Raw genomic sequence first — 25,295 nt, forward strand, 5'->3', positions numbered from 1 at the left:
CCTGGAAAGTGTCCGCAGCGGCGCAAGGTCCGCTGCGGTTGCACTCGCGTGTCGGTTACTCGCCGACTTTGCCACCGGCCTTGTCGCACTCGGCCTTGCTCATGGCCTTGAAGCCGTGGCCCTTGCACACCGCCTGGCCTTTGCAGGCGTTTTCAGCGGTTTTGCAATCGTTCATGCCTTTGCAGGAGGTGACGCCGTAGCAATGAACCGGAGCGTCGGCGGCCTGTACCTGGGTGGCGACGCCGGCAAACATGGAGGCCGCAGCGATAGCCAGGGCAGCACCGGAAACGGCGTGTTTGATATTCATTGTGTAGTCCTCATCGGTCAGTGGTGGTGTCGGTCTGAACGGATTGCCCAGTCTCGACACACCACTAGAGTGAGGCGCCCTTTTAGCGTTACAGCCCGGTACGAAGTTTTCTGAAATTATTCATCAAGCTTCAACAGCGGCTCCTGAAAGCGCAGCAACCGCCCGGCGTTGCCCAGTACCAGCAAGGTGCTGAGGTTATGCAACACCGCTGCGATCATGGCCCCGGCGGCGCCCAGCCAGCCGAAGGCGGCGAATACCACGATGGCCAGCGTCCAGCCCAGGCCGATGATCACGTTGACTTGCAAGGTGTGCCGACACTGGCGGCTCAAGCGCACGCAGGTGCCCAGGCGGCGCAGGTCGCTGCCGATCAACACCACGTCCGCCGAGGCCAGCGCGATATCGGCACCGCCCGCGCCCATCGCCACGCCGACCACACCGGCTTTGAGGGCAAGGGAGTCGTTGATGCCATCCCCCACCACCATCGGCCGGAAACCGCTGCCGATCTCCCCCAGCACACGGTTGAGTTTGTCTTCCGGCAGCGCTTGGGCCTGGACCTCACCAATGCCCACATTCACGGCCAGGCTGTCGGCCACGCTCTGGCGGTCGCCGGTGAGCAGCAACTGGCGACCCAGGCCCAGCTCGCGCAGTTCCTGCAGGGCCTGGCGCGCCTCGGGTTTGACGCTATCGGCCAGCAGCAGCCAGGCCAGGAACTGTCCGTTCAGCGCCAGCCCGGCAATCGGGCCGTCGTGGTTGGGCACCGAGGTCGTGGCAATAGCCAACTGCTCGAACAGTTCGGGACGGCCCAGCGCCGCTTCGCCCTGTTCAGTGTGCGCCACGACACCGAGTCCCTGGCGCTCGCGAATATCGGTCAGCACCACGCGCTGTTGCTGTGTCGCCAACCCCGCCAATGCACGGCTGACCGGATGGCTGCTGGCCGCACCGAGGCTGGCCGCCAGGTTGAGCAAGGCCTGGCGATCGGCAGACGCGGTTTCGATGGACTGCAGGCGCAAGGTGCCGAAGGTCAAGGTACCGGTCTTGTCGATAACCAGTGAAGTGAGGTCCGCCAGCTCTTCCAGAAACGCCGAGCTGCGAATCAGAATGCCGTGCCGTGCAGCGACCGCGATCCCGGCAATTGCGGTAGCCGGCGCCGATAACACCAACGCACACGGGCACGCCGCCACCAGCACGGCCAGCATCGCCTGGGCGTCGTTGGTGACGAACCAGGTGACCGCCGCCAACAACAGCACCAACACCATGTAGCTACCGGCATAACGCTCCAGCAACCGGGTGATCGGCGGCTTGGAACGTTCAGCGTTCTGCATCAACGCAATCACCTTGCCCAGGGTCGACTCATTGCCCGTGCGCGTCACTTCAAGGCGCAGCAGGCCGTCCAGGTTGATCGCCCCGCCAAACACCTGCACGCCCACGCTGGCTTCCAACGGTACCGATTCACCGGTGATCGGCGCCGTGTCCAGGCTGGCCTGGCCCGACAGCACCACGCCATCGGCCGGCACGCGGTCGCCGGCGCGCACTTCGACCACATCGCCGGTGTTCAGCGTGCCGTTATCCACTTCCACAATGCTGCCGTCAGCCTGCACCCGGCGCGCATGGCTGCGCGTGAGTTTACCCAGCGCGTGGATCGCTTCCTGGGAACCGATCACGCTGCGCTCTTCGAGCACATGCCCAAAAATCATGATGATCGGCAGCAGCGCTGCGGTCAGCAGATCGCCGGTGGCCCAGGCGCCGATCATCGCCAGCGCAATCAATTGGTCAGTGATGCCATGCAGGCTGGGATAGCGCAGGCTGTACCAGGCCGAACGCATCACCGGCACGGCCACCAGCAGCGAGGCCACACCGAGCAGCAGTTGGCTGACCCCGCCCTGGTCCGCCGCCAGCCAGCGCCATACCAGGCCCAATACGAGTAAACCCAGGGCCAACATGGCCAGGGTCAATTGCCGGGCGGCGCGGCGCTGCTCGGCGGAGGTCAGCATGGGTGCGCTCATTGTTCGGCTCCCTGAATGATCAAACGGGAGTCGTCTTTAGGATCGACCGTGGTGACGGAGCCGGCCTGGCCCAGAATCTTCGGCAGGCGCTCGCGGTACAGGCGCAGCAACAGGCCCGGATCTTGGACTTGCGCCAGGCTGGTGACGGCAGCGGTCTGCGCCTGGGCATTGGCCAGGCGTTCACTGGCTTGGGCATGGGCGACCTGCACCTGGCGGTCAGCCTCCTGGTTGGCGGTCTGGGTGAGTTTTTCCGCATCGGTACGCGCGTTGGCCACCGCTTTGTCGGCTTGCTGGCTGGCGGTGAGTACCGCATTGAACGCGTTCACCGCCGGGCCCGGCAGGCTCGATTGCACATCGACCCGTGTCACTTCGATGCCCAGACCCAACCCGCTGGCAGTCAACTGCGCCAAGCGCTTATTGATGCCTTGCACCAGGTCGCCGCGCAGTTTTTCGCGGCGCTCGGCGGCGCCGTTGTCGGCGCCGATCAGCTCGGGGCGCGCCACCAGGATGGTGTCCAGGTCCCGCGCCGCCGTCAGGGCCACTGCGCTGCGGGTCACCAGGCGGTCCAACGCCGGCAGCACATGCTCGCCCTGCAACACAAAGGCGTAGGGCTCGGTGACCTTGTAGAACACCCGCACATCCAGCTGCACGATCCCGGCATCGCCGGTCAGCAAATAGCCGGAACCGGCCAGCGTATCGCTCAGGGGTGTGGCGAAACTGGCCACGCGGTCAGCCTGCACGGCCGCCTCAGAACGCAACAGGTTCTCCACCCGACGCTCGATCACCCGGTCTGCCGCCGGCAACAGCACCACCTGTTCGAACGGTTGCGGCCAGGCCAGCAGCAGCCCGGCGTTCTGAATGCGGTCGAGGGCGCCGAAGTGCAGCACCATGGCGCGGTTCTGCGGGTCGATCTGGCGCACATTGGAAAACGCCCAGGCCAGCGCCGCCAACACGGTGACCGCGTACAGCGCCAGGAACGTCAGGCGCCCGGCCTGGATCCAGGGGCTGTCCGGGCTGTCACGCTCACTCATGGCTGCACATCCTTGGGCCCATCCACCAGCGCGCGGAACGGCGCGGCATCGGTGCGCAGGATGATTTTGGTGCCCGGCGTCACCACGGTGCCCAAGGTATCCAACGAGCGCAGCAGGTTGTACAGCTGCGGATTACCCGCGTAGGCGCGTCCATAAATCTGCGCCGCTTCGACCCGCGATTGCGCTTCGATATCGGCGGCTTTCACCGTGGCGTCGGCTTGCATGATGCGCGCATCACGTTCGGCCGCCGAGCGGATCTGCGCCGCCTCACGCTTGCCCACGGCAGTGCGCTCGGTGGCGATGGTTTCACGTTCGGCGCGCATGCGGTCGACCGTGGCGGTGAGGGTCACCGACGGCAATGTCAGCCGTTCGATACCGACCTGGGCCACGCGTACGCCATAGGTGGCCAGCAATTGCTGATCGATCTGCTGGCGCAGTTGGGCTTCGAAATCGGCGATGCGCACCTGGTTGGCGTCGGTATTGATCAGGCTGGACAGGTCAAAACTGGCCGCCGTGGTTTCCAGCGCCGAACCGACGAAGGTACGAATCTGCCGCGCCGCTTCATCCGGCTGGTTCTGCACCGCGCGCATGAAGCGCTGCACATTGTCGGTATCGCCCTGCACCTGCCACGCCACGTAGGCCTGCACGATGATCCGCAGGCCATCGCGGGTGCCCACATCCTGCAACCCGCTGGAGGTGGTGCGCAGGCGCAGGTCAACCGGAATCGCCGCTTCAAACGGCGCCGGCCAGCGCCAGCCCAGGCCCGGTTCCAGCAGCACCCGCACCGGGTTGCCGAAACGGGTAATCACCGTGGCCTCGCCGGAGCGCACCTGCACCAGGCTCGCTGCCGCGATGGCAAACAGCACAAGCATTACCGCCCAGGCCATACGCCGCCAGGGGAAAGGGCTGTCTGCCTGTTCATCGCCATGATGGTGATGGTGGCCGTGATGATGGTGATGACCGTGATCGTGAGAATGAGCGCTCAACAGACAGACTCCTTATTGAACGGCTTTACGCGGCACCGAGGGATCGGCCGGCAAGGTAAAAGATCGCAGATCGATCGTCGGCGCACTGTCGGCGCCCAGGCGATGATCCAGAATAAGCAGTTTGGCGTGGGCCAGGCCCTGGCTGAGCTGGCCCAGGTACTGTTCCAGCACGAAAGCCCGGCCCGCTGCGGCGTAGGCTTTTTGTTCGGCAACGAAGCGCAGGTTGGCCGCCTGGGCACCGGCATTCACTTCGCGCGCGGTGGCCTGGGCCTGGTCGCGGGCGGTGCTGGCCTGCAGCAACGCCTGATTGGTCTGCTCGCTGGCCGCGCCACGCTCGCGAGCGATCAATGCCTGGGCGCCGATCTGCGCGGCTTGCACGCCGTGGTAGGCGTTGGCGGCGCCGGCCGGTGGGTGGATCGCTTCGACGACCGTGGCGAGGATTTCCACACCGCTGTCGAGCTTTTGCAGGTCTGCTTGTACGCTGCGGCCGATCTCGTCAGCGAGGCGGGTGCGTTGTTCGCCGAGCAATTCATCGAGGGTGCGTGAGGCAAAGTCGTGCACCAGGATGCGGCTGGCGGTGCTGCGGATCAGGGTCGGGACATCGGCGCTGTTGTAGGTGGCAGCCAGCGCGGCCTGGTCCGTCAGGCCGATGCGATAGACGAACCGCACGTCCATGTTGACGATCTGGAAGCTCTGTTTGTCGCCGCTGCTGCTGGCGATGACCTGGGACTTGTCATTCACATGGCTGGCGTCCCACAAGCGATTGGCGATCAGCGGCGCCGGGCCTTCGGCGGCGGCCAACTCGGGCGCGGCGCTTTCGCTGACGCTGGTCGCCAGCTCGTGCACCACGCCGTTCTCCACGTTCAACACGCGGCCCAGGGGCCAGGGCAACCCGACGTGCAGGCCCGGGCCGAACACGTCGACCGGTTTGCCGAAACGCTCATAAATCCCACGGCCCTGAAGAGGGACTTCATGCACGCCGGTCAGCGCCCAGCCTACCGCCAGCACCACCAGCAGCACCGGCAGGAACGCACGACGCATGTAGGTAAACGCCCAGATCTGGCGCAGGTCGATGCCGAAACGATTGTGCAATTCATGCTGCAAAGCTTGCAGCGGCTGCGGCGGCCAGCGCAGCAGGCCGGCGACCACACTCTGCGCCATCAGGCGCGGTTCCAGACGCGGCTGGCGTGGGCTGAACAGTGACAGCACGCCGCGCAGCACAAACTCCAGCGCCACCAGCGCGGGCAACAGGCCGATCAGCGTCGCCAGCCGCAGCGGCCACACCGATTGCGCGCTGGCAAACAACAGGCACAGCGCACTGACTACCAGGCAGGTGATCGCCACCCGGCTCAATTGCGCCAATTGCGCGGCTTCCGGCCATTGCGCGGCGGTTTCCTGGGCCATGCGCCGCTCGAACACCAGCAAACCGAACGCCAGCGCCAAGCCCAGCGCCGCGCCGATGCTGGCGGATTGACCGGCGGCGGCAGCGGGCAGCGCCAGGTTCCAGAATTCGAGAACGCTGACCAGCGCCAGCAACGACCAACCGCACAGCCACAACACCGGCGCGCCGATCTGCTTGCCAATGCGCTCCACCAGACGACCGTAGCGGCCCGTATCGGCCACCGCCGCTTCAACCGCAGGTTCTTCCAACGCCTGGGCACGCCAGTCGGCGACCCACCATGCCGACTGCAAGCCGGCTACCAGGACGAGCAAGGCCGACGAGCAATTGATCAACACCACCGGCCAGATCGAGACCGGTGCAAACAGCGCCACAAATAACGCCAGCACCCAACCTGTGACGGCCAAGGCGGTCAGGCTGATACCGGCTTGGCGCAATCGACGGGCATGGAACAGCCCCTGCTGAAAACGCGGCAGGCCTTCAACCGAAGCGCCGTCAGCTTCTAGATCCACTTGCATCCACTCAACGCCCGCTCGTACATAATTCGTTACGATATAACACGCGGCGTGAAATTTTTGTTCGCTTTTGGCTACAACGCAGATCCCCTGTGGGAGGGGGCTTGCTCCCGATAGCGGTGGGTCAGCCAGCACCTTTATCAACTGACCCACCGCCATCGGGGGCAAGCCCCCTCCCACATTTGATCTTTGTTGTTCCAAAGATCGTGACTAAACCCCCATAAACACGCGGCATCACTGGTGGGCACCCAAATTAATCGGCACACTCCAGAACAGTTTTTTCGCGGCTCCACGGACAGGGAAGCGCCCTCCTTCATGATCTCCATTTATCAGCTCAAACCGCGGTTCCAAAACCTGCTGCGGCCCCTCGTGCAGCGCCTTTATGACAACGGCACCACCGCCAACCAGATCACCGTGCTGGCCAGCGTGATTTCCGTGTTGGTGGGCCTGCTGATTGCCAGCTTCGCCCAGCACTTGTGGCTGTTCGCGCTGATCCCGCTGTGGATGATTGTGCGCATGGCCCTGAATGCCGTCGACGGCATGCTCGCGCGCGAGTTCGGCCAGCAATCGCGCCTGGGTGCCTACCTCAACGAACTGTGCGATGTGATCGCCGACAGCGCGCTGATCCTGCCGTTTGCGCTGATTCCCGGCGTGAGCCTGGCGCCCGTGCTGTTGGTGACGCTGCTCGCGGTGTTCAGCGAATACGCTGGCGTGCTGGGGCCGATGGTGGGTGCGTCACGCCGCTATGACGGGCCGATGGGCAAAAGTGACCGGGCGTTCGTGCTCGGGGTGCTGGCCACTGGCGTGGCGTTGGGCTGGTTCGGCGCCGGCTGGGTCGACACGGTGATGTGGCTGGTCGCCGCGCTGCTGGCCTACACCCTGGTCAACCGGGTGCGTCAGGGCCTCAAGGAACAACCAGAAACTTCACCGATTGCATAAGGATGCTTGCGATGCGCGAACAGCAACCCCACAGCTTCAGCACCCATGACGGCGTCGAGCTGTTTTACCGGCACTGGCCGGCCACGGCAGGCGCCGGGCCGCGCAAGGCCATTGTGTTGTTCCATCGCGGTCATGAGCACTCCGGGCGTATCGCGCACCTGGTGGACGAACTGGGCCTGCCTGACTTTGACTTCTTCGCCTGGGATGCCCGTGGCCACGGCCAATCCCCCGGCGAGCGCGGTGACAGCCCCAGCTTTGCCACCAGCGCCCGCGACGTGCAGACTTTCTGCGACCACATCGGCGCCACCTACGGCATCGAAGAGGAAAACTTCGCAGTGATCGCCCAAAGCGTCGGCGCGGTGATCGCGGCCACCTGGGTGCATGACTACGCACCGAAGATCCGCGCCCTGGTGCTCGCCTCCCCTGCCTTCAAGGTCAAGCTGTACGTGCCCTTCGCCCGCCCGGGCCTGGCACTGATGCGCAGGTTTCGCGGCAACTTTTTCGTCAACAGCTACGTCAAGGCCAAGTTCCTCAGCCATGACCCGGAGCGCGTGGCGTCCTACGACAGCGATCCGCTGATCACCAAGGCCATCTCGGTAAATGTGCTGCTGGGCTTGTACGAAGCGGCCGACCGGGTGGTCGCCGATGCCCAGGCCATCCAGGTGCCGACCCAGTTGCTGGTCTCCGGCTCCGACTTCGTGGTGCACCGTAAACCCCAGCAGCAGTTTTTCGACCGCCTCGGCAGCCTGAAAAAAGAGCTGCATATCCTCCCCGGTTTCTTTCACGACACCCTTGGCGAACGTGACCGCGCCCTGGCCATCAACAGCGCCAGGCGCTTTATCCTGCAAAACTTTGCGCAGCCGCTGGACCGCGCCTCGCTACTGGACGCCGACAAACTGGGCGCCACCTGCGCCGAATCCGAAGCCCTCGCCGCACCACTGCCGCGCAATTCCCTACGCGATCTGTACTGGCGCATGACCCGCGCCAGCATGGGCCTGGGCAAGAGCCTGTCGGAAGGGGTGAAACTGGGCTTCGACACCGGTTTCGATTCCGGCAGCACCCTGGATTACGTATACCGCAACACGCCCACCGGCAAAGGCGCGCTGGGGCGGATGATCGATACCAACTACCTCAACTCCATCGGCTGGCGCGGCATTCGCCAGCGCAAGCTGAACGTCGAAGAACTGCTGCGCCTGGCCATGGCCAAGTTGCGTGCCGATGAGCGCGAAGTGCGCATCGTCGATATCGCTGCTGGCCACGGTCGTTACATTCTGGAGGCTTTGCAGGGTGTGTCGCCGCTGCCGGAATCGATCCTGCTGCGCGACTACAGCGACATCAACGTGCGCGACGGTGGCGCCTTGATCCGTGAAAAGGGCCTGGACGATATCGCCCAGTTCATCAAAGCCGATGCATTCGATCGGGCGAACCTGGCCGCGCTGGAGCCGAAACCGACGCTGGCGGTGGTGTCCGGCCTGTATGAATTGTTTGCCGATAACGCCATGGTCGGCGGTTCGCTGGCAGGCCTGGCCGAAGCGGTGGAGCCGGGCGGTTATCTGGTCTACACCGGCCAGCCGTGGCACCCGCAGCTGGAACTGATCGCCCGCGCCTTGACCAGCCACCGCCAGGGCCAGGCCTGGGTGATGCGTCGGCGCAGCCAGGCGGAAATGGACCAGTTGGTGGAGGCCGCGGGCTTTCGCAAGATCACCCAGCGTGTGGATGAGTGGGGCATTTTCACCGTGTCCCTGGCACAGAAGATCTGAGCATGCGCGAACCCGGCCTGTTCAAACCGGCGCTGCTGTGGCTGCTGCTGTTGGCGCCGCTGTTTTTCAGCACCTACGGCTTCGCTACTTGGGTCACCAACCAGCGCAGCGATGTGGGCACGCTGGTGTTCGGCTGGGAAACCCATATGCCGTTCTGGGCCTGGACCATCGTGCCCTATTGGTCCATCGACCTGCTCTACGGGTTCTCGCTGTTGCTGCCGAGCACCCGCCACGAACTCAAGCAACACGCCCTGCGCCTGCTGACGGCCCAGGTGATTGCCGTCAGTTGCTTCCTGATCTGGCCGCTGCGCTTCACCTTCGAACGGCCGGAGCTGGATGGCGTGTTCGGCTGGTTGTTTGCCGTGCTGGCCGGCTTTGATAAGCCCTTCAACCAGGCGCCTTCCCTGCATATCGCATTGCTGGTGATCCTGTGGGTGATGTACCAGCGGCATACCCAGGGTTTCTGGCGCTGGGTGGTGCACGGTTGGTTCGCACTGATCGGTATTTCCGTACTGACCACTTATCAACATCACTTTATCGACTTACCCACAGGCGCCCTCGCGGGGTGGTTTTGCGTGTGGTTATGGCCGCTGGAACATGCCAGCCCGCTGCTCAATGCCCGACTTACGCGCGACTCTAAACGCCGTTGGCTGGGTGCGCGCTACGCCCTTGGCGCGCTGGCGCTGATGCTGCTCGCGCTGGCTTTGGGCGGCTGGGGGTTATGGCTGCTATGGCCGGCAGTATCGCTGGGTCTGGTCGCAGCCAATTACTGGCTGCTGGGTGCCGAGGGCTTTCAGAAACGCAACAATGGCCAGCTGACGCCTGCTGCGCGTTGGCTGTATGCGCCTTATCTGGCAGCCGCCTGGATCAATTCGCGGCTGTGGACACGTCGGCATCCACAACCCGAGTTGATTGTGGATAGCGTCTGGCTGGGGCGGATTCCTACGTCGAGCGAGCAACAGTCTTTCAAGGCCATCGTCGATCTTTGCGCCGAATTGCCGATTTATCCACAGGGCCGTACCTACCACTGCGTTCCTGTTCTGGACTTGATTGCGCCCACCTCCGCCGAATGCCTGCAAGCCGCCAAGGCCATCGAACGCTTGCGCTTGGACGGCCCGTTGCTGGTGTGCTGCGCCCTGGGCTATTCGCGCAGCGCCACGGCCATTGCCGCCTGGCTGTTGCACAGCGGCCGCGCGACGACGGTGGATCAAGCGCTGGCTATTATTCGTACAGCGCGGACCCGTGTGGTCCTGCATCCCGCACATCGTCTCGCCTTGGAGGGTTTGCCCAATGCCTGCTGATATGGAACTGCAAGTCGTCGCCAGCCTGCTGCGCCGTGGCCGTTCGCTGGACCAGTTATCCACAGGCCTCACAGTGGTCGGCGTGCTGTTCGGTGTGGCCCAACTGCTGATGGCGAGTGTTTCAACGGTCTGCCTGCTGCTGGCCTTGTGGATGATCATCCTGGGCCTTGCGCAAAAATACTGGGCCCTGCGCGTTGCGTTCGACGCCGATCTGTTTGCCCTGCTCGCCCGCGACGTCGAGCGCACCGCAGACCTTGACCAAGCCCTGCAGACCCTGGGCTTGCAATCGGCCAAACGCGCCGGCCGGCCTTGGGCCGAACGCCGTCGTGGCGCCCTCAAATTGCTGCGCAAACAGGCCTGGTTGCTCGGCGCGCAAGCGCTGCTGACCCTGTGCGTGCTGCTTGCCAGCCCTTGGCTACCTTTCGCCGAATAAGGAATTCCCATGTTCGAACCCGTGGTCGCCACGCTGATTACTTCCATGGCCCGCACTGTCACCGGCGCCCGCAGCCTGTGGCTGGGTTGCGCGCCCGTGCCGGTGCAACGCATCTATTTCGCCAATCACAGCAGCCACGGCGACTTCGTGTTGGTGTGGGCGTCGCTGCCGCAGAACCTGCGCAAATTCACCCGCCCTGTGGCCGGCAGCGATTACTGGAATAAAAGCGCGCTGCGCCGCTACATCATCAACCGCGTGTTCAACGGCGTGCTGATTGATCGCGAGCGCAAAGAGCCTGTGGATAACCCGCTGCAGCCAATGCTCGCTGCGTTGGAAGGCGGCGACTCGCTGATCATCTTTCCTGAAGGCACGCGCAATCTGGAGGACGGCTTGCTGCCGTTCAAGAGCGGTCTCTACCACTTGGCAAACAGTTACCCACAGGCTGAGCTAATTCCGGTGTGGATAGCCAACCTTAACCGCGTCATGCCCAAGGGCCGTGTCTTGCCATTGCCATTGTTATGCACAACCAGCTTCGGCGCTCCGCTGCAATTGGAAGAAGGCGAAGACAAAGCCGCGTTCCTTGCCCGCACCCGTGACGCCCTGCTCGCCCTTGCCCCGGAGCATTCCTGAGATGGATAGCCAGACCTTGATGTTATTCGGCGGGATCGGCGCGATTCTGGTCACCGCCTCGCTGATCGGCCTGATCCTGAAGCTGCGCACCCGTGGCACCCCCAATGCGGTGATCGACAACCTCAATGCCCGCATCAACGCCTGGTGGGTGATGGTGGTGGTGATCGGTGTCGCCTTCTGGCTCGGCACCGGCGCAGTGATCCTGCTGTTCTATGCGGTGTCCTTCTATGCCTTGCGCGAATTTCTCACCCTCACGCCGACCCGGCGCAGCGACTACCCGGCCCTGGTCGCGGCGTTCTACCTCGCCCTCCCGCTGCAGTACGTGCTGATCTATGCCGACTGGTACGGACTGTTCTCGATCTTCATCCCGGTCTACGTGTTCCTGCTGCTGCCGATACTCGCCTCCCTGGGTGGCGACAGCACCCACTTCCTGGAGCGCGCATCCAAGGTGCAATGGGGCCTGATGATCGCGGTGTTCTGCGTGTCGTTCGTGCCGGCGTTGCTGACCTTGGACATCCCGGGTTATGAAGGCCGTAACCTGCTGCTGATCGCCTACCTGGTGATCGTGGTGCAACTGTCGGACGTGTTGCAGTACGTGTGCGGCAAGCTGTTCGGCAAACACAAGATCGCGCCCAACCTCTCGCCGTCCAAAACCGTGGAAGGTTTTGTCGGCGGGATCCTGCTGTCCTCCCTGATCGGTGCCGCGCTGTGGTGGACCACGCCGTTCAATCCCTGGCAGTCGTTTTTGATCGCGCTGTTGATCAACCTGCTGGGCTTTGCCGGCGGGATCGTGATGTCGGCGATCAAGCGCGATCGCGGCGTGAAGGATTGGGGGCACATGATCGAAGGGCACGGCGGCATGCTGGATCGGCTGGATTCGGTGTGCTTTGCGGCGCCGATCTTCTTCCACCTGGTGCGTTACTGGTGGACCTGACCTACCCCTTTCTCAAAACCAATGAAGATCAAACTGTGGGAGGGGGCTTGCCCCCGATGGCGGTGTGACAGTCACCGAATAGGTTGGCTGATACACCGCAATCGAGGGCAAGCCCCCTCCCACCTTGGTTTTGTGGTGCTTTCCGGGTTTAGGCAAAGTCGGATCCTGGTCACTTGAAACACAGTTCATAAACCGCGCTTCCACGCTTGGCCTATTACGGCTGGGTTCGGTTGATCCCAGGATTCAGCCAGCACCCTCATGGAGTCGAATCATGTTTGCTGGTTTCCAGAAACAACAGCGCCAGGTCAATGGCCTGAACATCAGCTATCGCATCGGTGGATCCGGCCCCGCGCTGTTGCTGTTGCACCCTTCCCCTAACGCCTCCGTCACGATCCCAGGCGACGGTTCACCATCTCGGTCAAGCGCTCGCCGACGCGCTCAATCCCTCTGTTTTGCGCCACCACCTGGGCACCTTCCATGAGTAAGGTCAGTTCCTCGGCCACCTGCTCCGGCTCGCTCAATGCCATGGCGGTGCAGAGCGCAAGCAGCCGCGCGAATTGCCGTTGCTTGTGCGCCTGGATCAGCAACCGGGCGGGGTGCTCAGCCTCTGGCAACTCGGCCAAGGTATTGGTGAACGGGCAGCCCCGATAATCCGAGCATTGCAGGTCAGTCACGATGAACTCAAGAAAGCCCAGCAGTTGCTTGCGCGGTGAATCCGGGTGCTCCGATGCCAGTCGGTCGAAGACATCGCCATAGCTTTCGGTCAACTGCTCAAGCCATTCCAGCACCAGCGCATCCTTGTTCTCGAAATGCCGGTAGACGGTCATTTTCGTCGAGGCAGCCAGCTCGGCGATGGCGTCCATGCTGACGCGTGTGATGCCCTGCTCCCGGAACAGCACCTTGGCAGCATCGATGATGCGTTCCCTGGGCGGCAGTTGGGGTGTCCGTTGTGGGCGCATGAATAAACTCCGCTTGACAGCGATACCGGCAAGTATCGCATGATACTGGTAGGTATCGTCAGATACCATCCAGTATCGATCATACTCAATGGGAGACTGCCATGCACCTGTCCGACTACGCTGTTCACGATGCTACGGGTCTGAGTCAACTGATCCAGGCCAAACAGGTCAGCCCAAGCGAGGTGCGTGCGGCGGCCTTCCAAGCCATCGAGGCCTTCAATCCGCAAATTAATGCACTGGTTGAAACCTGGAACGATGAGCCAGCCCCCCACGCGGGAGTGTTTTCAGGCGTGCCCGTGCTGATCAAGGACCTGGGCATTACCGCCAAGGGGCGTCGCAACGAACTGGGCAGTGCGTTGGCACTCGGCTGCACGGCCGAAGGCGATTCACAGCTCATGAGTCGTTTGCGTTTCGCCGGACTTCTGCCGCTTGGCAGGACCACCACACCGGAGTTCGCCGCAAGCACCACCACCGAAAGCCGACTTCATGGGCCCACCCGTAATCCCTGGGATGTGACACGAAGCGCCGGGGGCTCAAGTGGCGGTGCGGCAGCCGCCGTCGCGGCCGGCATGGTACCCATCGCTCACGCAACCGATGGCGGCGGCTCCATCCGGGTACCCGCGTCGCTGTGTGGCCTGTTCGGCTTGAAACCCAGCCGCGGGCGAGTGCCCATGGGGCCGGATGTGGATGAAGTCTGGAGCGGCCTTGCGGTACACGGCGTGCTGACGCGCTCGGTGCGTGACAGTGCGGCCTTGCTGGACGCTGTGCATGGCAGCGCAGTCGGTGACCCGTTCCACATTCCGTCGCCGCTGACCAGCTTTCTGGAACAATCCCGGCGTGAGCCCCACTCATTGCGTATCGGTGTGCACACCCGCCCGCTCAATGGCCAAGCGCTGCACCCAGCGGTGAAAACTGCATTGGAGCAGACGATGCGCCATCTTGAGGCGCTTGGGCACCAGGTTGAGGACGTCGAGCCGGATATTGGCGTGAGCTGGGAGGCCTTTGTCGAGCTGAATGGGCGCTTCTGGTCGTCCAATACCGCCGCCTGGATCGACGCCATTGCAGCCGCAACCGGACGTAGTATCAATGCTGAACACCTTGAGCCCGCTACCTTGGCGCTGTACCGATACGGCAAGACGCTAAGTGCCACCGAACTGTTGGGTGCGTTGCACGAACGCAATATTGTCGCCCGAACGCTCGGCGGTTTTTTCGAGGATTACGATCTGCTGCTGTCACCCACCTTGCCAGGCTTGGCACCGATGATCGGCCAATACAATGCACAGCAAGCGCACCTGGACGGACGAGGCTGGATGAACCATGTGTTCAACCAGTCACCGTTCACCGCGCTGGCGAATGTCACCGGCGCGCCGGCCATGTCGGTTCCGCTGTCACAAGACCCTAAAACCGGTTTGCCTATTGGCATGCAGTTCATGGGCAAGTTCGGCGCTGAGGGCGTGTTGCTGGGGTTGGCTGGGCAGCTTGAACGTGAGTTTGCGTGGGCCGATCGGCGGCCGGGCGTGTGGGCGGGTAAGCTCTGATAGACGCTTGAACGGGCGCGGTATAGGTGGCGTTCTCAGGTTTTTCGCGAGCAAGCTCGCTCCTACAGTAAATGCGGTGCAACCTTGTCCTGAACTACGGGCTCTTTAAGCAGTGATCTCGACATAGCTAGACTCTCCGCCTCCTGTCGCACCCGATAGCCAGCCCCAAACAAAACTCAGCGTCGTGTGCCCGGCGTGATCCACGCCTACCGTGCCACGTGACCACCCGGCAAGCAGTTCCCCTTCCAGGGTCAGGCACTGATACAGCAGCTCAATGGTATCTGGACCGGTCACCCGTCCGACTTGAGTACCCAGGCGAATCCGGCCCCCCTGGTAAGTGCTCGAAATCGCGTCATCTTCGACTTGGTAATGAAATACGGTGCCGGTGCCGGACAGTCCCTGAGCGTTGTCGGCGACTACAAACCGGCGATTATGCAGACGTGCGTAGACAGTGGAATTTTGCATCAGTCAGCCTCCTTGATTGAGCGAATCCAGAACGTAAAAAGGGGCTGTCGAAACAGCCCCTTTCGGTACGCCAGTCAGGTTTACTCCACCGTCACCGACTTCGCCAGGTTGCGCGGCTGGTCGACGTCGGTGCCTTTAAGCACGGCAACGTAGTACGACAGCAACTGCAGCGGGATGGTGTAGAGGATCGGCGACAGGGTGTCGTGAATGTGCGGCATGTTGATCACGTGAGTGCCTTCACCGTTGGTCATGCCGGCCTTTTCGTCAGCAAACACGATCAGTTGGCCGCCACGGGCGCGCACTTCCTGCAGATTGGACTTGAGCTTTTCCAGCAGCTCATTGTTCGGCGCCACGGTGACCACCGGCATGTCGTCATCCACCAGGGCCAACGGGCCGTGTTTCAGCTCGCCGGCTGGATAGGCTTCAGCGTGGATGTACGAGATTTCCTTGAGCTTGAGCGAACCTTCCATCGCTACCGGGTACTGCGCGCCACGGCCGAGGAACAGGGTGTGGTTCTTGTCGGCAAACAGCTCGGCGACTTTTTCCACGGTGCTGTCCATGGCCAGGGCTTCACCCAGGCGGGTCGGCAGACGGCGCAGTTCTTCCACCAGGGTGGCTTCAATGCCTTCGGCCAGGGTGCCGCGCACTTGGCCGAGGGACAAGGTCAGCAGCAACAGGCCGACCAGCTGGGTGGTGAAGGCTTTGGTCGACGCTACGCCGATTTCGCGACCGGCCTGGGTCAGCAGGGTCAGATCGGATTCACGCACCAGGGAGCTGATGCTGACGTTGCAGATTGCCAGGCTGGCGAGGAAGCCCAGCTCTTTGGCATTGCGCAGGGCGGCCAGGGTGTCGGCGGTTTCGCCGGACTGGGAGATGGTCACGAACAGGGTGTCTGGCTGCACCACCACCTTGCGGTAGCGGAATTCGCTGGCGACTTCGACCTGGCACGGGATGCCGGCCAGTTCTTCCAGCCAGTAACGCGCAACCATGCCGGCGTGGTAGCTGGTGCCGCAGGCGACGATCTGCACGTTGCGCACTTTGGCGAACAGCTCGGCGGCCTGTGGGCCGAAGGCGTTGACCAATACTTGGTTCTGGCTCAGGCGGCCTTCCAGGGTGCGCTGCACCACAGACGGCTGCTCGTGGATTTCCTTGAGCATGAAGTGGCGGAACTCGCCCTTGTCGGCGGCTTCGGCACCGTCGCGGTATTGCACGGCTTCGCGCTCGACGGACTGACCGTTCACGTCCCAGATCTGCACGCTTTCACGGCGGATGTCGGCGATGTCGCCTTCTTCCAGGTACATGAAGCGGTCGGTGACCTGGCGCAGGGCGAGTTGGTCGGAGGCGAGGAAGTTTTCCCCCAGGCCCAGGCCGATCACCAGTGGGCTGCCGCTGCGTGCGGCAACCAGGCGGTCAGGCTGGCTGGCGCTGATCACGGCCAGGCCGTAGGCGCCGTGCAGTTCCTTGACCGTAGCCTTGAGGGCGGTGGTCAGGTCGCTGTGGTCCTTGAGCTTGTGGTTGAGCAGGTGGGCGATGACTTCGGTGTCGGTGTCCGAAGTGAACACATAGCCCAGGCCCTTAAGTTGGTCGCGCAGTGCTTCGTGGTTTTCGATGATGCCGTTGTGCACCACCGCCAGGTCACCCGAGAAGTGTGGGTGAGCGTTACGCTCGCACGGCGCACCGTGGGTGGCCCAACGGGTGTGGGCGATACCCAGGCGACCCACCAGCGGCTCGCCGGCCAGGGCCTGGTCCAACTCGCTGACTTTGCCCGGGCGGCGCATACGCTCGAGCTTGCCGGCGTTGGTGAAGACGGCCACACCGGCGCTGTCATAGCCGCGGTATTCCAGGCGCTTGAGGCCTTCGAGCAGAATGGGAGTTACGTTACGTTCGGCGACTGCGCCAACAATTCCACACATGGTATTTCTCCTAGATGACTGCCGCGCATATCAGCGTAATGCCGCGGGCTTGGATCTGGTCGCGGGCCTCAAGCGGCAGGCGATCATCGGTGATAAGGGTATGGACGCTGCTCCAGGGCAGTTCCAGGTTGGGAATCTTGCGGCCGATCTTGTCGGATTCGACCATCACCACCACTTCGCGGGCGACCTCGGCCATGACGCGGCTCAGGCCCAATAACTCGTTGAACGTGGTGGTACCGCGCTGCAGATCGATGCCGTCGGCGCCGATGAACAGTTGATCGAAATCGTAGGAGCGCAGCACCTGCTCGGCGACCTGGCCCTGGAACGAATCCGAATGCGGGTCCCAGGTGCCGCCGGTCATCAGCAGCACCGGTTCATGCTCCAACTCGCTCAAGGCGCGAGCCACGTTCAGGGAATTGGTCATGACCACCAGGCCGGGTTGATGGCCCAGTTCAGGGATCATCGCGGCGGTGGTGCTGCCGCTGTCGATGATGATGCGCGCGTGCTCACGCAACCGCGCCACGGCCGCACGGGCGATGGCGCGCTTGTAGGCCGAGACCGGTTGAGCCGCGTCGCCCACCAACTCCTGAGGCATGGTAATCGCGCCACCGTAGCGGCGCAGGAGCAGGCCATTGCTTTCGAGGGCGGCCAGGTCCTTGCGGATGGTCACCTCCGAAGTTTCGAAACGCTTGGCCAGTTCGTCCACGCTGACTTCGCCCTGTTCATTGAGCAAAGTCAGGATATTGTGGCGACGTTGGGGGGTATTTCGTTTCGACATGGCGATGGTAAGTTTCGGTTCGAAAGATAACGAAGGCAATCAAAACCTATTCGGAACTCATCGTCAAGCGTTTGGAACAGATTCTTCAGACGACACGGGCAAATGTGGGAGGGGGCTTGCTCCCGATGGCGGTGGTTCAGCCTGAAAAATCATCGACTGAAAGTCCGCTATCGGGGGCAAGCCCCCTCCCACATTTGGATATCACTGCTGAGGGAGCTGTGGATAACTCAGGTCTTGTTGGTTTTGACCGGGCGCTTCCAGTCGTCGATGTTGCGCTGGCGGGCGCGGGCGACTGCCAGTTGGGACTTATCCACATCCTGGTTGATGGTTGAGCCCGCAGCGGTGTTGGAACCATCGCCGATAGTGACGGGTGCGACCAGCGAGTTGTTGGAGCCGATGAACACGTCCTCGCCAATGGTGGTCTGGTGCTTATTGGCGCCGTCGTAGTTACAAGTGATCGTGCCAGCGCCAACGTTGGTGCGCGCACCGATCACCGCATCGCCCAGGTAGGTGAGATGCCCAACCTTGGCGCCTTCGCCCAGGTGAGCATTTTTCAGTTCGACAAAGTTACCCACATGAGCCTTGGCTCCCAGCACGCTGCCAGGACGCAGCCGCGCAAACGGACCGGCATCGCTGCCCTCGCCCATCACCGCCCCGTCGATATGACTGTTGGCCTTGACCACGACACCTTTGCGCAGCGTGCTGTCCTTGATCACGCAGTTCGGGCCGATCACCACGCCGTCTTCGATGATCACACGGCCTTCGAGGATCACGTTGATGTCGATCAGCACGTCGCGGCCCACGGTCACTTCACCGCGTACATCGAAACGCGCCGGGTCACGCAGGGTTACGCCCTGGGCCATCAAGCGGCGGCCTTCACGCAGTTGATAGTGGCGCTCCAACTCGGCCAGTTGCTTACGGTCGTTGGCGCCCTGCACTTCCATCGGGTCGTGGGGCTGTTCGGTGGCGACCACCAGGCCGTCACTGACCGCCATCTCGATGACGTCGGTGAGGTAGTACTCGCCTTGGGCGTTGTTGTTGGACAAGCGGCTCATCCAGTCGGCGAGGCAATTGGCCGGCACCGCGAGAATCCCGGTGTTGCCTTCGGTGATGGCGCGCTGGGCTTCACTGGCGTCCTTGTGCTCGACGATGGCCGCGACCTTGCCCTCGGCGTCACGCACGATGCGCCCGTAGCCGGTGGGGTCGTCCAGCTCGACGGTGAGCAGGCCCATCTGGCCAGGCACCACATGCTTGAGCAGGCGTTGCAGGGTTTCCACTTCGATCAGCGGCACATCACCGTACAGGATCAGCACGGTGTCAGCGGTGATGAACGGCACCGCTTGCGCGGTGGCATGGCCGGTGCCCAGTTGCTTGTCCTGCAAGACGAAATTCAAGTCGTCGGCGGCCAGACGCTCCCGTACCACATCCGCACCGTGCCCGATGACGACGTGAATGCGCTGCGGGTCCAACTGCCGGGCACTGTGGATAACATGGCCAAGCATGGAATTGCCTGCGACCGGGTGCAGCACCTTGGGCAGGGCCGAGCGCATGCGGGTGCCCTGGCCAGCGGCGAGAATTACGATTTCAAGAGACATGAATGGCTACCAATCCTGGGCGGTCCGGCTTCAGACCAAAGAAGTGTTTTGCAAAAAAAGAAAAAGGGTAGCCGAGGCTACCCTTTTTAATCAATCACGCGTGAAGCGTAACGGCAACGCCGCTTACTTCTTGCGGATCTGCTGGAGCGTCCGCAGCTGGGCTGCGGCCTCGGCCAGACGGACTGCAGCAGCGCTGTAGTCGAAGTCTGCGCCTTTTTCGTTCAGCGCCTTCTCGGCAGCCTTTACGGCTTCCTGAGCGGAGGCTTCATCCAGGTCGCCAGCACGTTGCACGGTGTCGGCAAGTACCTTGACCATGTTCGGCTGAACCTCGAGGAAACCGCCGGAGATGTAGAACACCTCCTTTTCCCCGCCTTGCTTGGTCAGAGTGATCGGACCTGGCTTCAAGCTGGTGATCAACGGCGCGTGGCCCATGGCAATACCCAGGTCACCCAGGTCGCCGTGTGCAATCACCATTTCTACCAGACCGGAGAAGATTTCCCCTTCCGCGCTGACGATATCGCAATGGACTGTCATAGCCATCTGATTGCCTCAACCTGATGAGCGCCCGTTTCCGGGCGCCAGGATTACAGTTTCTTGGCTTTCTCGATCGCTTCTTCGATGCCGCCGACCATGTAGAACGCTTGTTCTGGCAGGTGGTCGTAGTCACCGTTGAGGATGCCTTTGAAGCCAGCAATGGTGTCTTTCAGGGAAACGTATTTACCCGAGGCACCGGTGAAGACTTCAGCCACGAAGAACGGCTGCGACAAGAAACGCTGGATCTTACGAGCACGGTTTACCAACTGCTTGTCGGCTTCCGACAGCTCGTCCATACCCAGGATCGCAATGATGTCCTTCAGTTCTTTGTAGCGCTGCAGCACGTACTGAACGCCGCGAGCGGTGTCGTAGTGCTCCTGGCCGATCACGTTCGGGTCCAGCTGGCGCGAAGTCGAGTCGAGTGGATCGACCGCTGGGTAGATACCCAGGGAAGCGATGTCACGGGACAGAACGACGGTGGCGTCCAAGTGGGCGAAGGTGGTGGCTGGCGACGGGTCGGTCAAGTCATCCGCAGGTACGTATACCGCTTGGATCGAGGTGATCGAACCTTCCTTGGTCGAAGTGATACGTTCTTGCAGAACGCCCATCTCTTCAGCCAGGGTCGGCTGGTAACCTACTGCCGACGGCATACGGCCGAGCAGTGCGGATACTTCAGTACCGGCCAGGGTGTAACGATAGATGTTGTCGACGAACAGCAGAACGTCGTTACCTTCGTCACGGAACTTCTCGGCCATGGTCAGGCCGGTCAGGGCTACGCGCAGACGGTTGCCCGGCGGCTCGTTCATCTGACCGTAAACCAGTGCCACTTTGTCCAGAACGTTGGAGTCCTTCATCTCGTGGTAGAAGTCGTTACCCTCACGGGTACGCTCACCCACACCGGCGAACACGGAATAACCGCTGTGCTCGATGGCGATGTTACGGATCAGTTCCATCATGTTTACGGTCTTGCCTACACCGGCACCACCGAACAGACCGACTTTACCGCCCTTGGCGAACGGGCAAACCAGGTCGATAACCTTGATGCCGGTTTCCAGCAGGTCGTTGCCGCCCGCTTGCTCGGCGAACGAAGGTGCTGGACGGTGAATGCCCCAGCGCTCTTCGGTGTCGATCGGGCCAGCTTCGTCGATCGGGTTGCCTAGTACGTCCATGATCCGGCCCAGGGTCGCTTTACCGACCGGTACGGAGATGGCTGCGCCAGTGTCGACAACGTCCAGACCGCGCTTCAAGCCTTCGGTGGAACCCATCGCAATGGTACGAACTACGCCGTCGCCCAGCTGCTGCTGAACTTCCAGAGTAGTTTCCGCGCCTTGTACTTTCAGCGCGTTGTAGATGCTCGGTACGCTGTCGCGTGGGAATTCCACGTCGATAACGGCGCCGATGATTTGAACGATACGTCCGCTACTCATAGCTGGATCCTCTGAATATTTGAACCGTTAAACCGCGGCAGCGCCGCCGACGATTTCCGAGATCTCTTGGGTGATCGCAGCCTGACGCGCCTTGTTGTAGATCAGCTGCAAATCGCTGATCAGATCACCGGCGTTATCGGTAGCGTTTTTCATCGCGATCATCCGCGCCGCTTGTTCAGCTGCGTTGTTCTCGACCACCGCCTGGTACACCTGCGACTCCACGTAGCGCACCATCAAGCCGTCAAGCAGCTCTTTGGCGTCTGGTTCGTAGAGGTAGTCCCAGTGGTGCTTGAGTTCCTGATCCGGAGTCGCCACCAGTGGAATCAATTGCTCCACGGTTGGCTGCTGGGTCATGGTGTTGATGAATTTGTTGGATACCACGGACAGGCGGTCAATCCGGCCTTCCAGGTACGCATCCAGCATCACCTTCACACTGCCGATCAAGTCATTGATCGACGGCTCTTCACCCAGGTGGCTGATAGCTGCAACGACGTTACCGCCGAAGTTGCGGAAAAAGGCCGCACCCTTGCTACCAACAACACACAGATCGATCTCGACGCCTTTTTCGCGGTTTACCGCCATGTCCTTGACCAGGGCCTTGAACAGGTTGGTATTCAGGCCACCGCACAGACCACGGTCACTGCTCACTACCACATAACCCACGCGCTTGACTTCGCGCTCGATCATGAACGGGTGGCGGTATTCCGGGTTGGCGTTGGCCAGATGCCCAATTACCTGGCGGATACGTTCCGCATAAGGACGGCTGGCTGCCATGCGCATTTGTGCCTTGCGCATTTTGCTGACCGCCACTTTTTCCATGGCGCTGGTAATCTTTTGCGTGCTTTTGATGCTCGCAATCTTACTGCGAATCTCTTTTGCGCCTGCCATGTAACACCTATCAGGTTAGCAAGCGGGAGCCTTGCGGCTCCCGCTGCGGCTTACCAGGTTTGGGTGGCCTTGAACTTCTCGATACCGGCTTTCATGCCAGCGTCGATATCGTCATTGAAGTCACCCTTCACGTTGATCTTCGCCATCAATTCGGCGTGATCGCGGTTGAAGTAAGCAATCAGCGCTTGTTCAAAGCTGCCGACCTTGGCGATTTCAACGTCGGTCAGGAACCCACGCTCAGCGGCATACAGCGACAACGCCATGTCAGCGATCGACATCGGGGCGTATTGCTTCTGCTTCATCAGCTCGGTAACGCGCTGACCATGCTCAAGTTGCTTACGGGTCGCTTCGTCCAGGTCAGACGCGAACTGGGCGAATGCCGCCAGTTCACGGTACTGAGCCAGAGCGGTACGGATACCACCGGAGAGCTTCTTGATGATCTTGGTCTGAGCGGCACCACCCACACGGGATACCGAAACACCGGCGTTCACTGCAGGACGGATGCCTGAGTTGAACATGGCCGATTCCAGGAAGATCTGACCGTCAGTGATGGAAATCACGTTGGTCGGAACGAACGCGGAAACGTCGCCAGCCTGGGTTTCGATGATCGGCAGTGCGGTCAGGGAACCGGTTTTGCCGGTCACTGCGCCGTTGGTGAACTTCTCTACGTACTCTTCGGAAACGCGGGACGCGCGCTCCAGCAGACGGGAGTGGAGATAGAACACGTCGCCTGGGTAGGCTTCACGGCCTGGTGGACGGCGCAGCAGCAGGGAAATCTGGCGGTAAGCCACTGCTTGCTTGGACAGATCGTCATAAACGATCAGCGCGTCTTCACCGCGGTCGCGGAAGAATTCACCCATGGTGCAACCGGAGTACGGTGCCAGGAACTGCAGCGCAGGAGATTCCGAAGCACTGGCAGCCACGATGATCGTGTTGGCCAGGGCGCCGTTTTCTTCCAGCTTGCGAACCACGTTGGCGATGGTTGATTGCTTCTGACCGATCGCTACGTAGACGCAGAAAATGCCGCTGTTCTTCTGGTTGATGATCGCGTCGATCGCCAGAGCGGTTTTACCGATCTGACGGTCACCGATGATCAGCTCACGCTGGCCACGGCCGACCGGAATCATGGCATCGACAGCCTTGTAGCCAGTCTGTACAGGCTGGTCTACCGACTTACGCCAGATCACGCCTGGAGCAACTTTCTCGACCGCGTCGGTCTCGGTGTTGCCCAGTGGACCTTTACCGTCAACAGGGTTACCCAGTGCGTCGACTACGCGACCCAGCAGTTCCTTACCTACCGGAACTTCCAGGATGCGGCCTGTGCACTTGGCGCTCATGCCTTCAGCCAGACTGGTGTACGCGCCCAATACAACGGCACCTACGGAGTCTTGCTCCAGGTTGAGGGCCATACCGTAGACGCCGCCCGGAAACTCGATCATCTCGCCGTACATAACGTCGGCCAGACCGTGAATCCGCACGATGCCGTCAGATACGCTGACGACAGTGCCTTCGTTACGGGCTTGGGAGGTCACATCGAGCTTGTCGATGCGGCCCTTGATAATTTCACTTATTTCGGAAGGATTGAGTTGCTGCATTGCTCTGCTGCCCCTTCAAACTCAAGATTTCAATGCTTCGGCAAGTTTCGCGATTTTGCCGCGAATCGAGCCATCGATAACCAGGTCGCCGGCACGGATAACGACACCACCAATCAGGGATGCGTCCTCCGAAGCTTGCAGGCGCACTTCCCGATTGAGTCGTGCACTGAGAACCTTGGCGAGTTTGTCTTGCTGTTCTTGGTTCAATGCAAAAGCACTGGTCACTTCAACGTCTACCGACTTCTCTGCTTCGGCCTTGTACAGGTCGAACAGAGCGGCGATCTCCGGCAATAGCGGGAGACGGTCGTTTTCGGCAACGACGTGGATGAAGTTCTGCACCTTTACATCAAACTTGTCGCCGCACACTTCAATAAAAGTGGCGGCCTTGTCTGCGCTCGTCAGGCGCGGGGCCTTGAGCACGCGCTGCATGGTGTCGTCTTGCGACACTGCTGCAGCCAGGCCGAGCATGGCTGACCAAGAGGCCAGCTGCTGGTGGGCCTGGGCGTGCTCGAAGGCTGCCTTAGCGTAAGGTCGGGCCAACGTGGTCAGTTCTGCCATGATCGCCCTCGCTTAAATTTCAGCAGCCAGTTTGTTAACCAGCTCCGCGTGCGCGTTTTGATCGATTGTGGCACCGAGGATCTTCTCGGCACCGCCGACCGCCAGCGCACCCAGTTGGGCACGCAGCGCGTCTTTGACGCCGTTCAGTTCCTGTTCGATCTCGGCATGAGCCGAAGCCTTTACACGGTCAGCTTCGACGCGGGCTTTTTCAACAGCCTCTTCGACGATCTGGTTACCGCGCTTCTTGGCTTGCTCAATGATCTCGGCTGCCTGTGCTTTAGCTTCGCGCAGTTGAAGACCCACTTTCTCTTGGGCCAACTCCAGGTCGCGAGCTGCACGGCTGGCAGCGTCCAAACCATCCGCGATCTTCTTCTGACGTTCGTGCAAAGCCGCGATGACCGGAGGCCACACGAACTTCATGCAAAACACTACAAAAATGAAGAACGCAACGGATTGGCCAATCAGGGTTGCATTAATGTTCACGCCAACACCTCGCTCATTCGTTGTCCATCACCCTAATCACTCGAAACGTCGAGTGATTAGCCAGCGAGTTGACCAACGAAGGGGTTCGCGAAGGTGAAGAACAGGGCGATACCAACGCCGATCATGGTTACGGCGTCGAGCAGGCCGGCAACGATGAACATTTTAACTTGCAGCATTGGAACCATTTCTGGCTGACGCGCTGCGCCTTCCAGGAATTTGCCGCCCAGCAGGCCGAAACCAATGGCAGTACCCAGGGCGCCCAGGCCGATCAACAGTGCAACAGCGATAGCGGTTAGACCAACTACAGTTTCCATCTTTCCTCCC

At 61.6% G+C, this 25,295-nt stretch carries 24 protein-coding genes and 1 pseudogene; 8 read left to right on the plus strand and 17 right to left on the minus strand.

All coding sequences use genetic code 11. The features are described from left to right. Positions 1-55: 55 nt before the first annotated feature. The 5 genes from C4J84_RS26010 to hflK (C4J84_RS26030) all read right to left on the minus strand — a co-directional run bounded on the left by C4J84_RS26010 (position 56) and on the right by hflK (C4J84_RS26030) (position 6,244). Positions 56-307 carry a hypothetical protein gene (locus tag C4J84_RS26010; RefSeq protein ID WP_124436287.1) on the minus strand — a complete coding sequence of 84 codons (252 nt, stop codon included), beginning with the start codon at positions 305-307 and terminating at the stop codon, positions 56-58. Positions 308-423: 116 nt separating this feature from the next. Beyond that, positions 424-2,310 (minus strand): cation-translocating P-type ATPase, encoded by a 1,887-nt coding sequence (locus C4J84_RS26015; protein WP_124436288.1) that lies wholly within the window; start codon positions 2,308-2,310, stop codon positions 424-426. Beyond that, on the minus strand, positions 2,307-3,341 hold the full coding sequence (hflK, locus tag C4J84_RS26020; protein ID WP_124405727.1) for a protease modulator HflK: 1,035 nt from the start codon (positions 3,339-3,341) through the stop codon (positions 2,307-2,309). Before hflK (C4J84_RS26020) ends, C4J84_RS26015 begins: the two co-directional genes overlap by 4 nt. Then, positions 3,338-4,330 (minus strand): protease modulator HflC, encoded by a 993-nt coding sequence (hflC, locus tag C4J84_RS26025; protein WP_164487808.1) that lies wholly within the window; start codon positions 4,328-4,330, stop codon positions 3,338-3,340. The genes hflK (C4J84_RS26020) and hflC overlap by 4 nt, the downstream gene beginning before the upstream one ends. A 9-nt stretch (positions 4,331-4,339) precedes the next feature. After that, on the minus strand, positions 4,340-6,244 hold the full coding sequence (gene hflK / locus C4J84_RS26030; protein ID WP_124436289.1) for a protease modulator HflK: 1,905 nt from the start codon (positions 6,242-6,244) through the stop codon (positions 4,340-4,342). A gap of 312 nt (positions 6,245-6,556) precedes the next feature. Here hflK (C4J84_RS26030) and C4J84_RS26035 point away from each other — a divergent pair, with 312 nt between their 5' ends. The 7 genes and pseudogenes from C4J84_RS26035 to C4J84_RS26580 all read left to right on the plus strand — a co-directional run. After that, positions 6,557-7,180, plus strand: coding sequence for a CDP-alcohol phosphatidyltransferase family protein (locus C4J84_RS26035; protein ID WP_124436290.1), 624 nt, complete (start codon positions 6,557-6,559; stop codon positions 7,178-7,180). An 11-nt stretch (positions 7,181-7,191) separates the two neighbouring features. After that, positions 7,192-8,940: a bifunctional alpha/beta hydrolase/class I SAM-dependent methyltransferase gene (locus C4J84_RS26040; RefSeq protein WP_124430816.1), complete on the plus strand. Its 1,749-nt coding sequence runs from the start codon at positions 7,192-7,194 to the stop codon at positions 8,938-8,940. 2 nt (positions 8,941-8,942) lie between these two features. Then, on the plus strand, positions 8,943-10,241 hold the full coding sequence (locus C4J84_RS26045; protein WP_124436291.1) for a phosphatase PAP2/dual specificity phosphatase family protein: 1,299 nt from the start codon (positions 8,943-8,945) through the stop codon (positions 10,239-10,241). Next, entirely contained in the window at positions 10,231-10,674 is a 444-nt protein-coding gene (locus tag C4J84_RS26050; protein ID WP_124436292.1) for a hypothetical protein, read from the plus strand. Before C4J84_RS26045 ends, C4J84_RS26050 begins: the two co-directional genes overlap by 11 nt. A 9-nt stretch (positions 10,675-10,683) precedes the next feature. Further along, positions 10,684-11,304 carry a 1-acyl-sn-glycerol-3-phosphate acyltransferase gene (locus tag C4J84_RS26055; RefSeq protein ID WP_124365064.1) on the plus strand — a complete coding sequence of 207 codons (621 nt, stop codon included), beginning with the start codon at positions 10,684-10,686 and terminating at the stop codon, positions 11,302-11,304. A gap of 1 nt (position 11,305) precedes the next feature. Further along, on the plus strand, positions 11,306-12,238 hold the full coding sequence (locus C4J84_RS26060; protein WP_124368904.1) for a phosphatidate cytidylyltransferase: 933 nt from the start codon (positions 11,306-11,308) through the stop codon (positions 12,236-12,238). Positions 12,239-12,509: 271 nt separating this feature from the next. Continuing rightward, a pseudogene (locus C4J84_RS26580) lies at positions 12,510-12,626 on the plus strand (alpha/beta hydrolase); the annotation flags it as partial. Here C4J84_RS26580 and C4J84_RS26070 read toward each other — a convergent pair. Beyond that, entirely contained in the window at positions 12,625-13,197 is a 573-nt protein-coding gene (locus C4J84_RS26070) for a TetR/AcrR family transcriptional regulator (RefSeq protein ID WP_124372351.1), read from the minus strand. The pseudogene C4J84_RS26580 and the gene C4J84_RS26070 sit on opposite strands and share 2 nt — an antisense overlap. Before the next feature lie 101 nt (positions 13,198-13,298). On the opposite strand from C4J84_RS26070, the gene C4J84_RS26075 reads away from it, so the two are divergent. After that, positions 13,299-14,735 (plus strand): amidase, encoded by a 1,437-nt coding sequence (locus C4J84_RS26075; protein ID WP_124372352.1) that lies wholly within the window; start codon positions 13,299-13,301, stop codon positions 14,733-14,735. Between the two features lie 105 nt (positions 14,736-14,840). Here C4J84_RS26075 and C4J84_RS26080 read toward each other — a convergent pair whose 3' ends face one another. The 11 genes from C4J84_RS26080 to atpE form a co-directional block, all read right to left on the minus strand. Further along, entirely contained in the window at positions 14,841-15,200 is a 360-nt protein-coding gene (locus C4J84_RS26080; RefSeq protein ID WP_124372353.1) for a hypothetical protein, read from the minus strand. Between the two features lie 80 nt (positions 15,201-15,280). Further along, positions 15,281-17,113: a glutamine--fructose-6-phosphate transaminase (isomerizing) gene (glmS, locus tag C4J84_RS26085; protein ID WP_124436293.1), complete on the minus strand. Its 1,833-nt coding sequence runs from the start codon at positions 17,111-17,113 to the stop codon at positions 15,281-15,283. A gap of 10 nt (positions 17,114-17,123) precedes the next feature. Next, positions 17,124-17,891 carry a DeoR/GlpR family DNA-binding transcription regulator gene (locus tag C4J84_RS26090; RefSeq protein ID WP_124368911.1) on the minus strand — a complete coding sequence of 256 codons (768 nt, stop codon included), beginning with the start codon at positions 17,889-17,891 and terminating at the stop codon, positions 17,124-17,126. Positions 17,892-18,118: 227 nt separating this feature from the next. Next, a complete protein-coding gene (gene glmU / locus C4J84_RS26095; protein WP_124436294.1) occupies positions 18,119-19,486 on the minus strand; it encodes a bifunctional UDP-N-acetylglucosamine diphosphorylase/glucosamine-1-phosphate N-acetyltransferase GlmU in 1,368 nt (455 codons plus the stop codon). 123 nt (positions 19,487-19,609) lie between these two features. Next, complete coding sequence (locus tag C4J84_RS26105) at positions 19,610-20,026, minus strand: F0F1 ATP synthase subunit epsilon (RefSeq protein WP_015886644.1); 417 nt, start codon at positions 20,024-20,026, stop codon at positions 19,610-19,612. 44 nt (positions 20,027-20,070) lie between these two features. After that, positions 20,071-21,447: a F0F1 ATP synthase subunit beta gene (atpD, locus tag C4J84_RS26110; protein WP_017135118.1), complete on the minus strand. Its 1,377-nt coding sequence runs from the start codon at positions 21,445-21,447 to the stop codon at positions 20,071-20,073. Positions 21,448-21,474: 27 nt separating this feature from the next. Next, a complete protein-coding gene (gene atpG, locus C4J84_RS26115; protein WP_034139931.1) occupies positions 21,475-22,335 on the minus strand; it encodes a F0F1 ATP synthase subunit gamma in 861 nt (286 codons plus the stop codon). A 50-nt stretch (positions 22,336-22,385) separates the two neighbouring features. Next, positions 22,386-23,930, minus strand: coding sequence for a F0F1 ATP synthase subunit alpha (gene atpA, locus C4J84_RS26120; RefSeq protein ID WP_003177064.1), 1,545 nt, complete (start codon positions 23,928-23,930; stop codon positions 22,386-22,388). 21 nt (positions 23,931-23,951) lie between these two features. Next, a complete protein-coding gene (locus C4J84_RS26125; protein ID WP_015886646.1) occupies positions 23,952-24,488 on the minus strand; it encodes a F0F1 ATP synthase subunit delta in 537 nt (178 codons plus the stop codon). A gap of 12 nt (positions 24,489-24,500) precedes the next feature. Continuing rightward, positions 24,501-24,971, minus strand: coding sequence for a F0F1 ATP synthase subunit B (locus tag C4J84_RS26130; protein WP_010565867.1), 471 nt, complete (start codon positions 24,969-24,971; stop codon positions 24,501-24,503). A 56-nt stretch (positions 24,972-25,027) separates the two neighbouring features. Continuing rightward, the gene (gene atpE, locus C4J84_RS26135; RefSeq protein ID WP_002555987.1) at positions 25,028-25,285 is read right to left on the minus strand and encodes a F0F1 ATP synthase subunit C; all 258 of its coding nucleotides are present in this window, start codon (positions 25,283-25,285) and stop codon (positions 25,028-25,030) included. Positions 25,286-25,295: the final 10 nt, after the last annotated feature.

Origin of the sequence: Pseudomonas sp. R11-23-07, from assembly GCF_003852295.1 — a bacterium.
Lineage (GTDB): Bacteria > Pseudomonadota > Gammaproteobacteria > Pseudomonadales > Pseudomonadaceae > Aquipseudomonas.

What these genes read in the sequence shown, in the direction of transcription:
- C4J84_RS26010 (WP_124436287.1), bottom strand. Translation starts at nt 307, where the DNA reads ATGAATATCAAACACGCCGTTTCCGGTGCTGCCCTGGCTATCGCTGCG.
- C4J84_RS26015 (WP_124436288.1), bottom strand. Translation starts at nt 2,310, where the DNA reads ATGAGCGCACCCATGCTGACCTCCGCCGAGCAGCGCCGCGCCGCCCGG.
- hflK (WP_124405727.1), bottom strand. Translation starts at nt 3,341, where the DNA reads ATGAGTGAGCGTGACAGCCCGGACAGCCCCTGGATCCAGGCCGGGCGC.
- hflK (WP_124436289.1), bottom strand. Translation starts at nt 6,244, where the DNA reads ATGCAAGTGGATCTAGAAGCTGACGGCGCTTCGGTTGAAGGCCTGCCG.
- C4J84_RS26035 (WP_124436290.1), top strand. Translation starts at nt 6,557, where the DNA reads ATGATCTCCATTTATCAGCTCAAACCGCGGTTCCAAAACCTGCTGCGG.
- C4J84_RS26040 (WP_124430816.1), top strand. Translation starts at nt 7,192, where the DNA reads ATGCGCGAACAGCAACCCCACAGCTTCAGCACCCATGACGGCGTCGAG.
- C4J84_RS26045 (WP_124436291.1), top strand. Translation starts at nt 8,943, where the DNA reads ATGCGCGAACCCGGCCTGTTCAAACCGGCGCTGCTGTGGCTGCTGCTG.
- C4J84_RS26050 (WP_124436292.1), top strand. Translation starts at nt 10,231, where the DNA reads ATGCCTGCTGATATGGAACTGCAAGTCGTCGCCAGCCTGCTGCGCCGT.
- C4J84_RS26055 (WP_124365064.1), top strand. Translation starts at nt 10,684, where the DNA reads ATGTTCGAACCCGTGGTCGCCACGCTGATTACTTCCATGGCCCGCACT.
- C4J84_RS26060 (WP_124368904.1), top strand. Translation starts at nt 11,306, where the DNA reads ATGGATAGCCAGACCTTGATGTTATTCGGCGGGATCGGCGCGATTCTG.
- C4J84_RS26070 (WP_124372351.1), bottom strand. Translation starts at nt 13,197, where the DNA reads ATGCGCCCACAACGGACACCCCAACTGCCGCCCAGGGAACGCATCATC.
- C4J84_RS26075 (WP_124372352.1), top strand. Translation starts at nt 13,299, where the DNA reads ATGCACCTGTCCGACTACGCTGTTCACGATGCTACGGGTCTGAGTCAA.
- C4J84_RS26080 (WP_124372353.1), bottom strand. Translation starts at nt 15,200, where the DNA reads ATGCAAAATTCCACTGTCTACGCACGTCTGCATAATCGCCGGTTTGTA.
- glmS (WP_124436293.1), bottom strand. Translation starts at nt 17,113, where the DNA reads ATGTGTGGAATTGTTGGCGCAGTCGCCGAACGTAACGTAACTCCCATT.
- C4J84_RS26090 (WP_124368911.1), bottom strand. Translation starts at nt 17,891, where the DNA reads ATGTCGAAACGAAATACCCCCCAACGTCGCCACAATATCCTGACTTTG.
- glmU (WP_124436294.1), bottom strand. Translation starts at nt 19,486, where the DNA reads ATGTCTCTTGAAATCGTAATTCTCGCCGCTGGCCAGGGCACCCGCATG.
- C4J84_RS26105 (WP_015886644.1), bottom strand. Translation starts at nt 20,026, where the DNA reads ATGGCTATGACAGTCCATTGCGATATCGTCAGCGCGGAAGGGGAAATC.
- atpD (WP_017135118.1), bottom strand. Translation starts at nt 21,447, where the DNA reads ATGAGTAGCGGACGTATCGTTCAAATCATCGGCGCCGTTATCGACGTG.
- atpG (WP_034139931.1), bottom strand. Translation starts at nt 22,335, where the DNA reads ATGGCAGGCGCAAAAGAGATTCGCAGTAAGATTGCGAGCATCAAAAGC.
- atpA (WP_003177064.1), bottom strand. Translation starts at nt 23,930, where the DNA reads ATGCAGCAACTCAATCCTTCCGAAATAAGTGAAATTATCAAGGGCCGC.
- C4J84_RS26125 (WP_015886646.1), bottom strand. Translation starts at nt 24,488, where the DNA reads ATGGCAGAACTGACCACGTTGGCCCGACCTTACGCTAAGGCAGCCTTC.
- atpE (WP_002555987.1), bottom strand. Translation starts at nt 25,285, where the DNA reads ATGGAAACTGTAGTTGGTCTAACCGCTATCGCTGTTGCACTGTTGATC.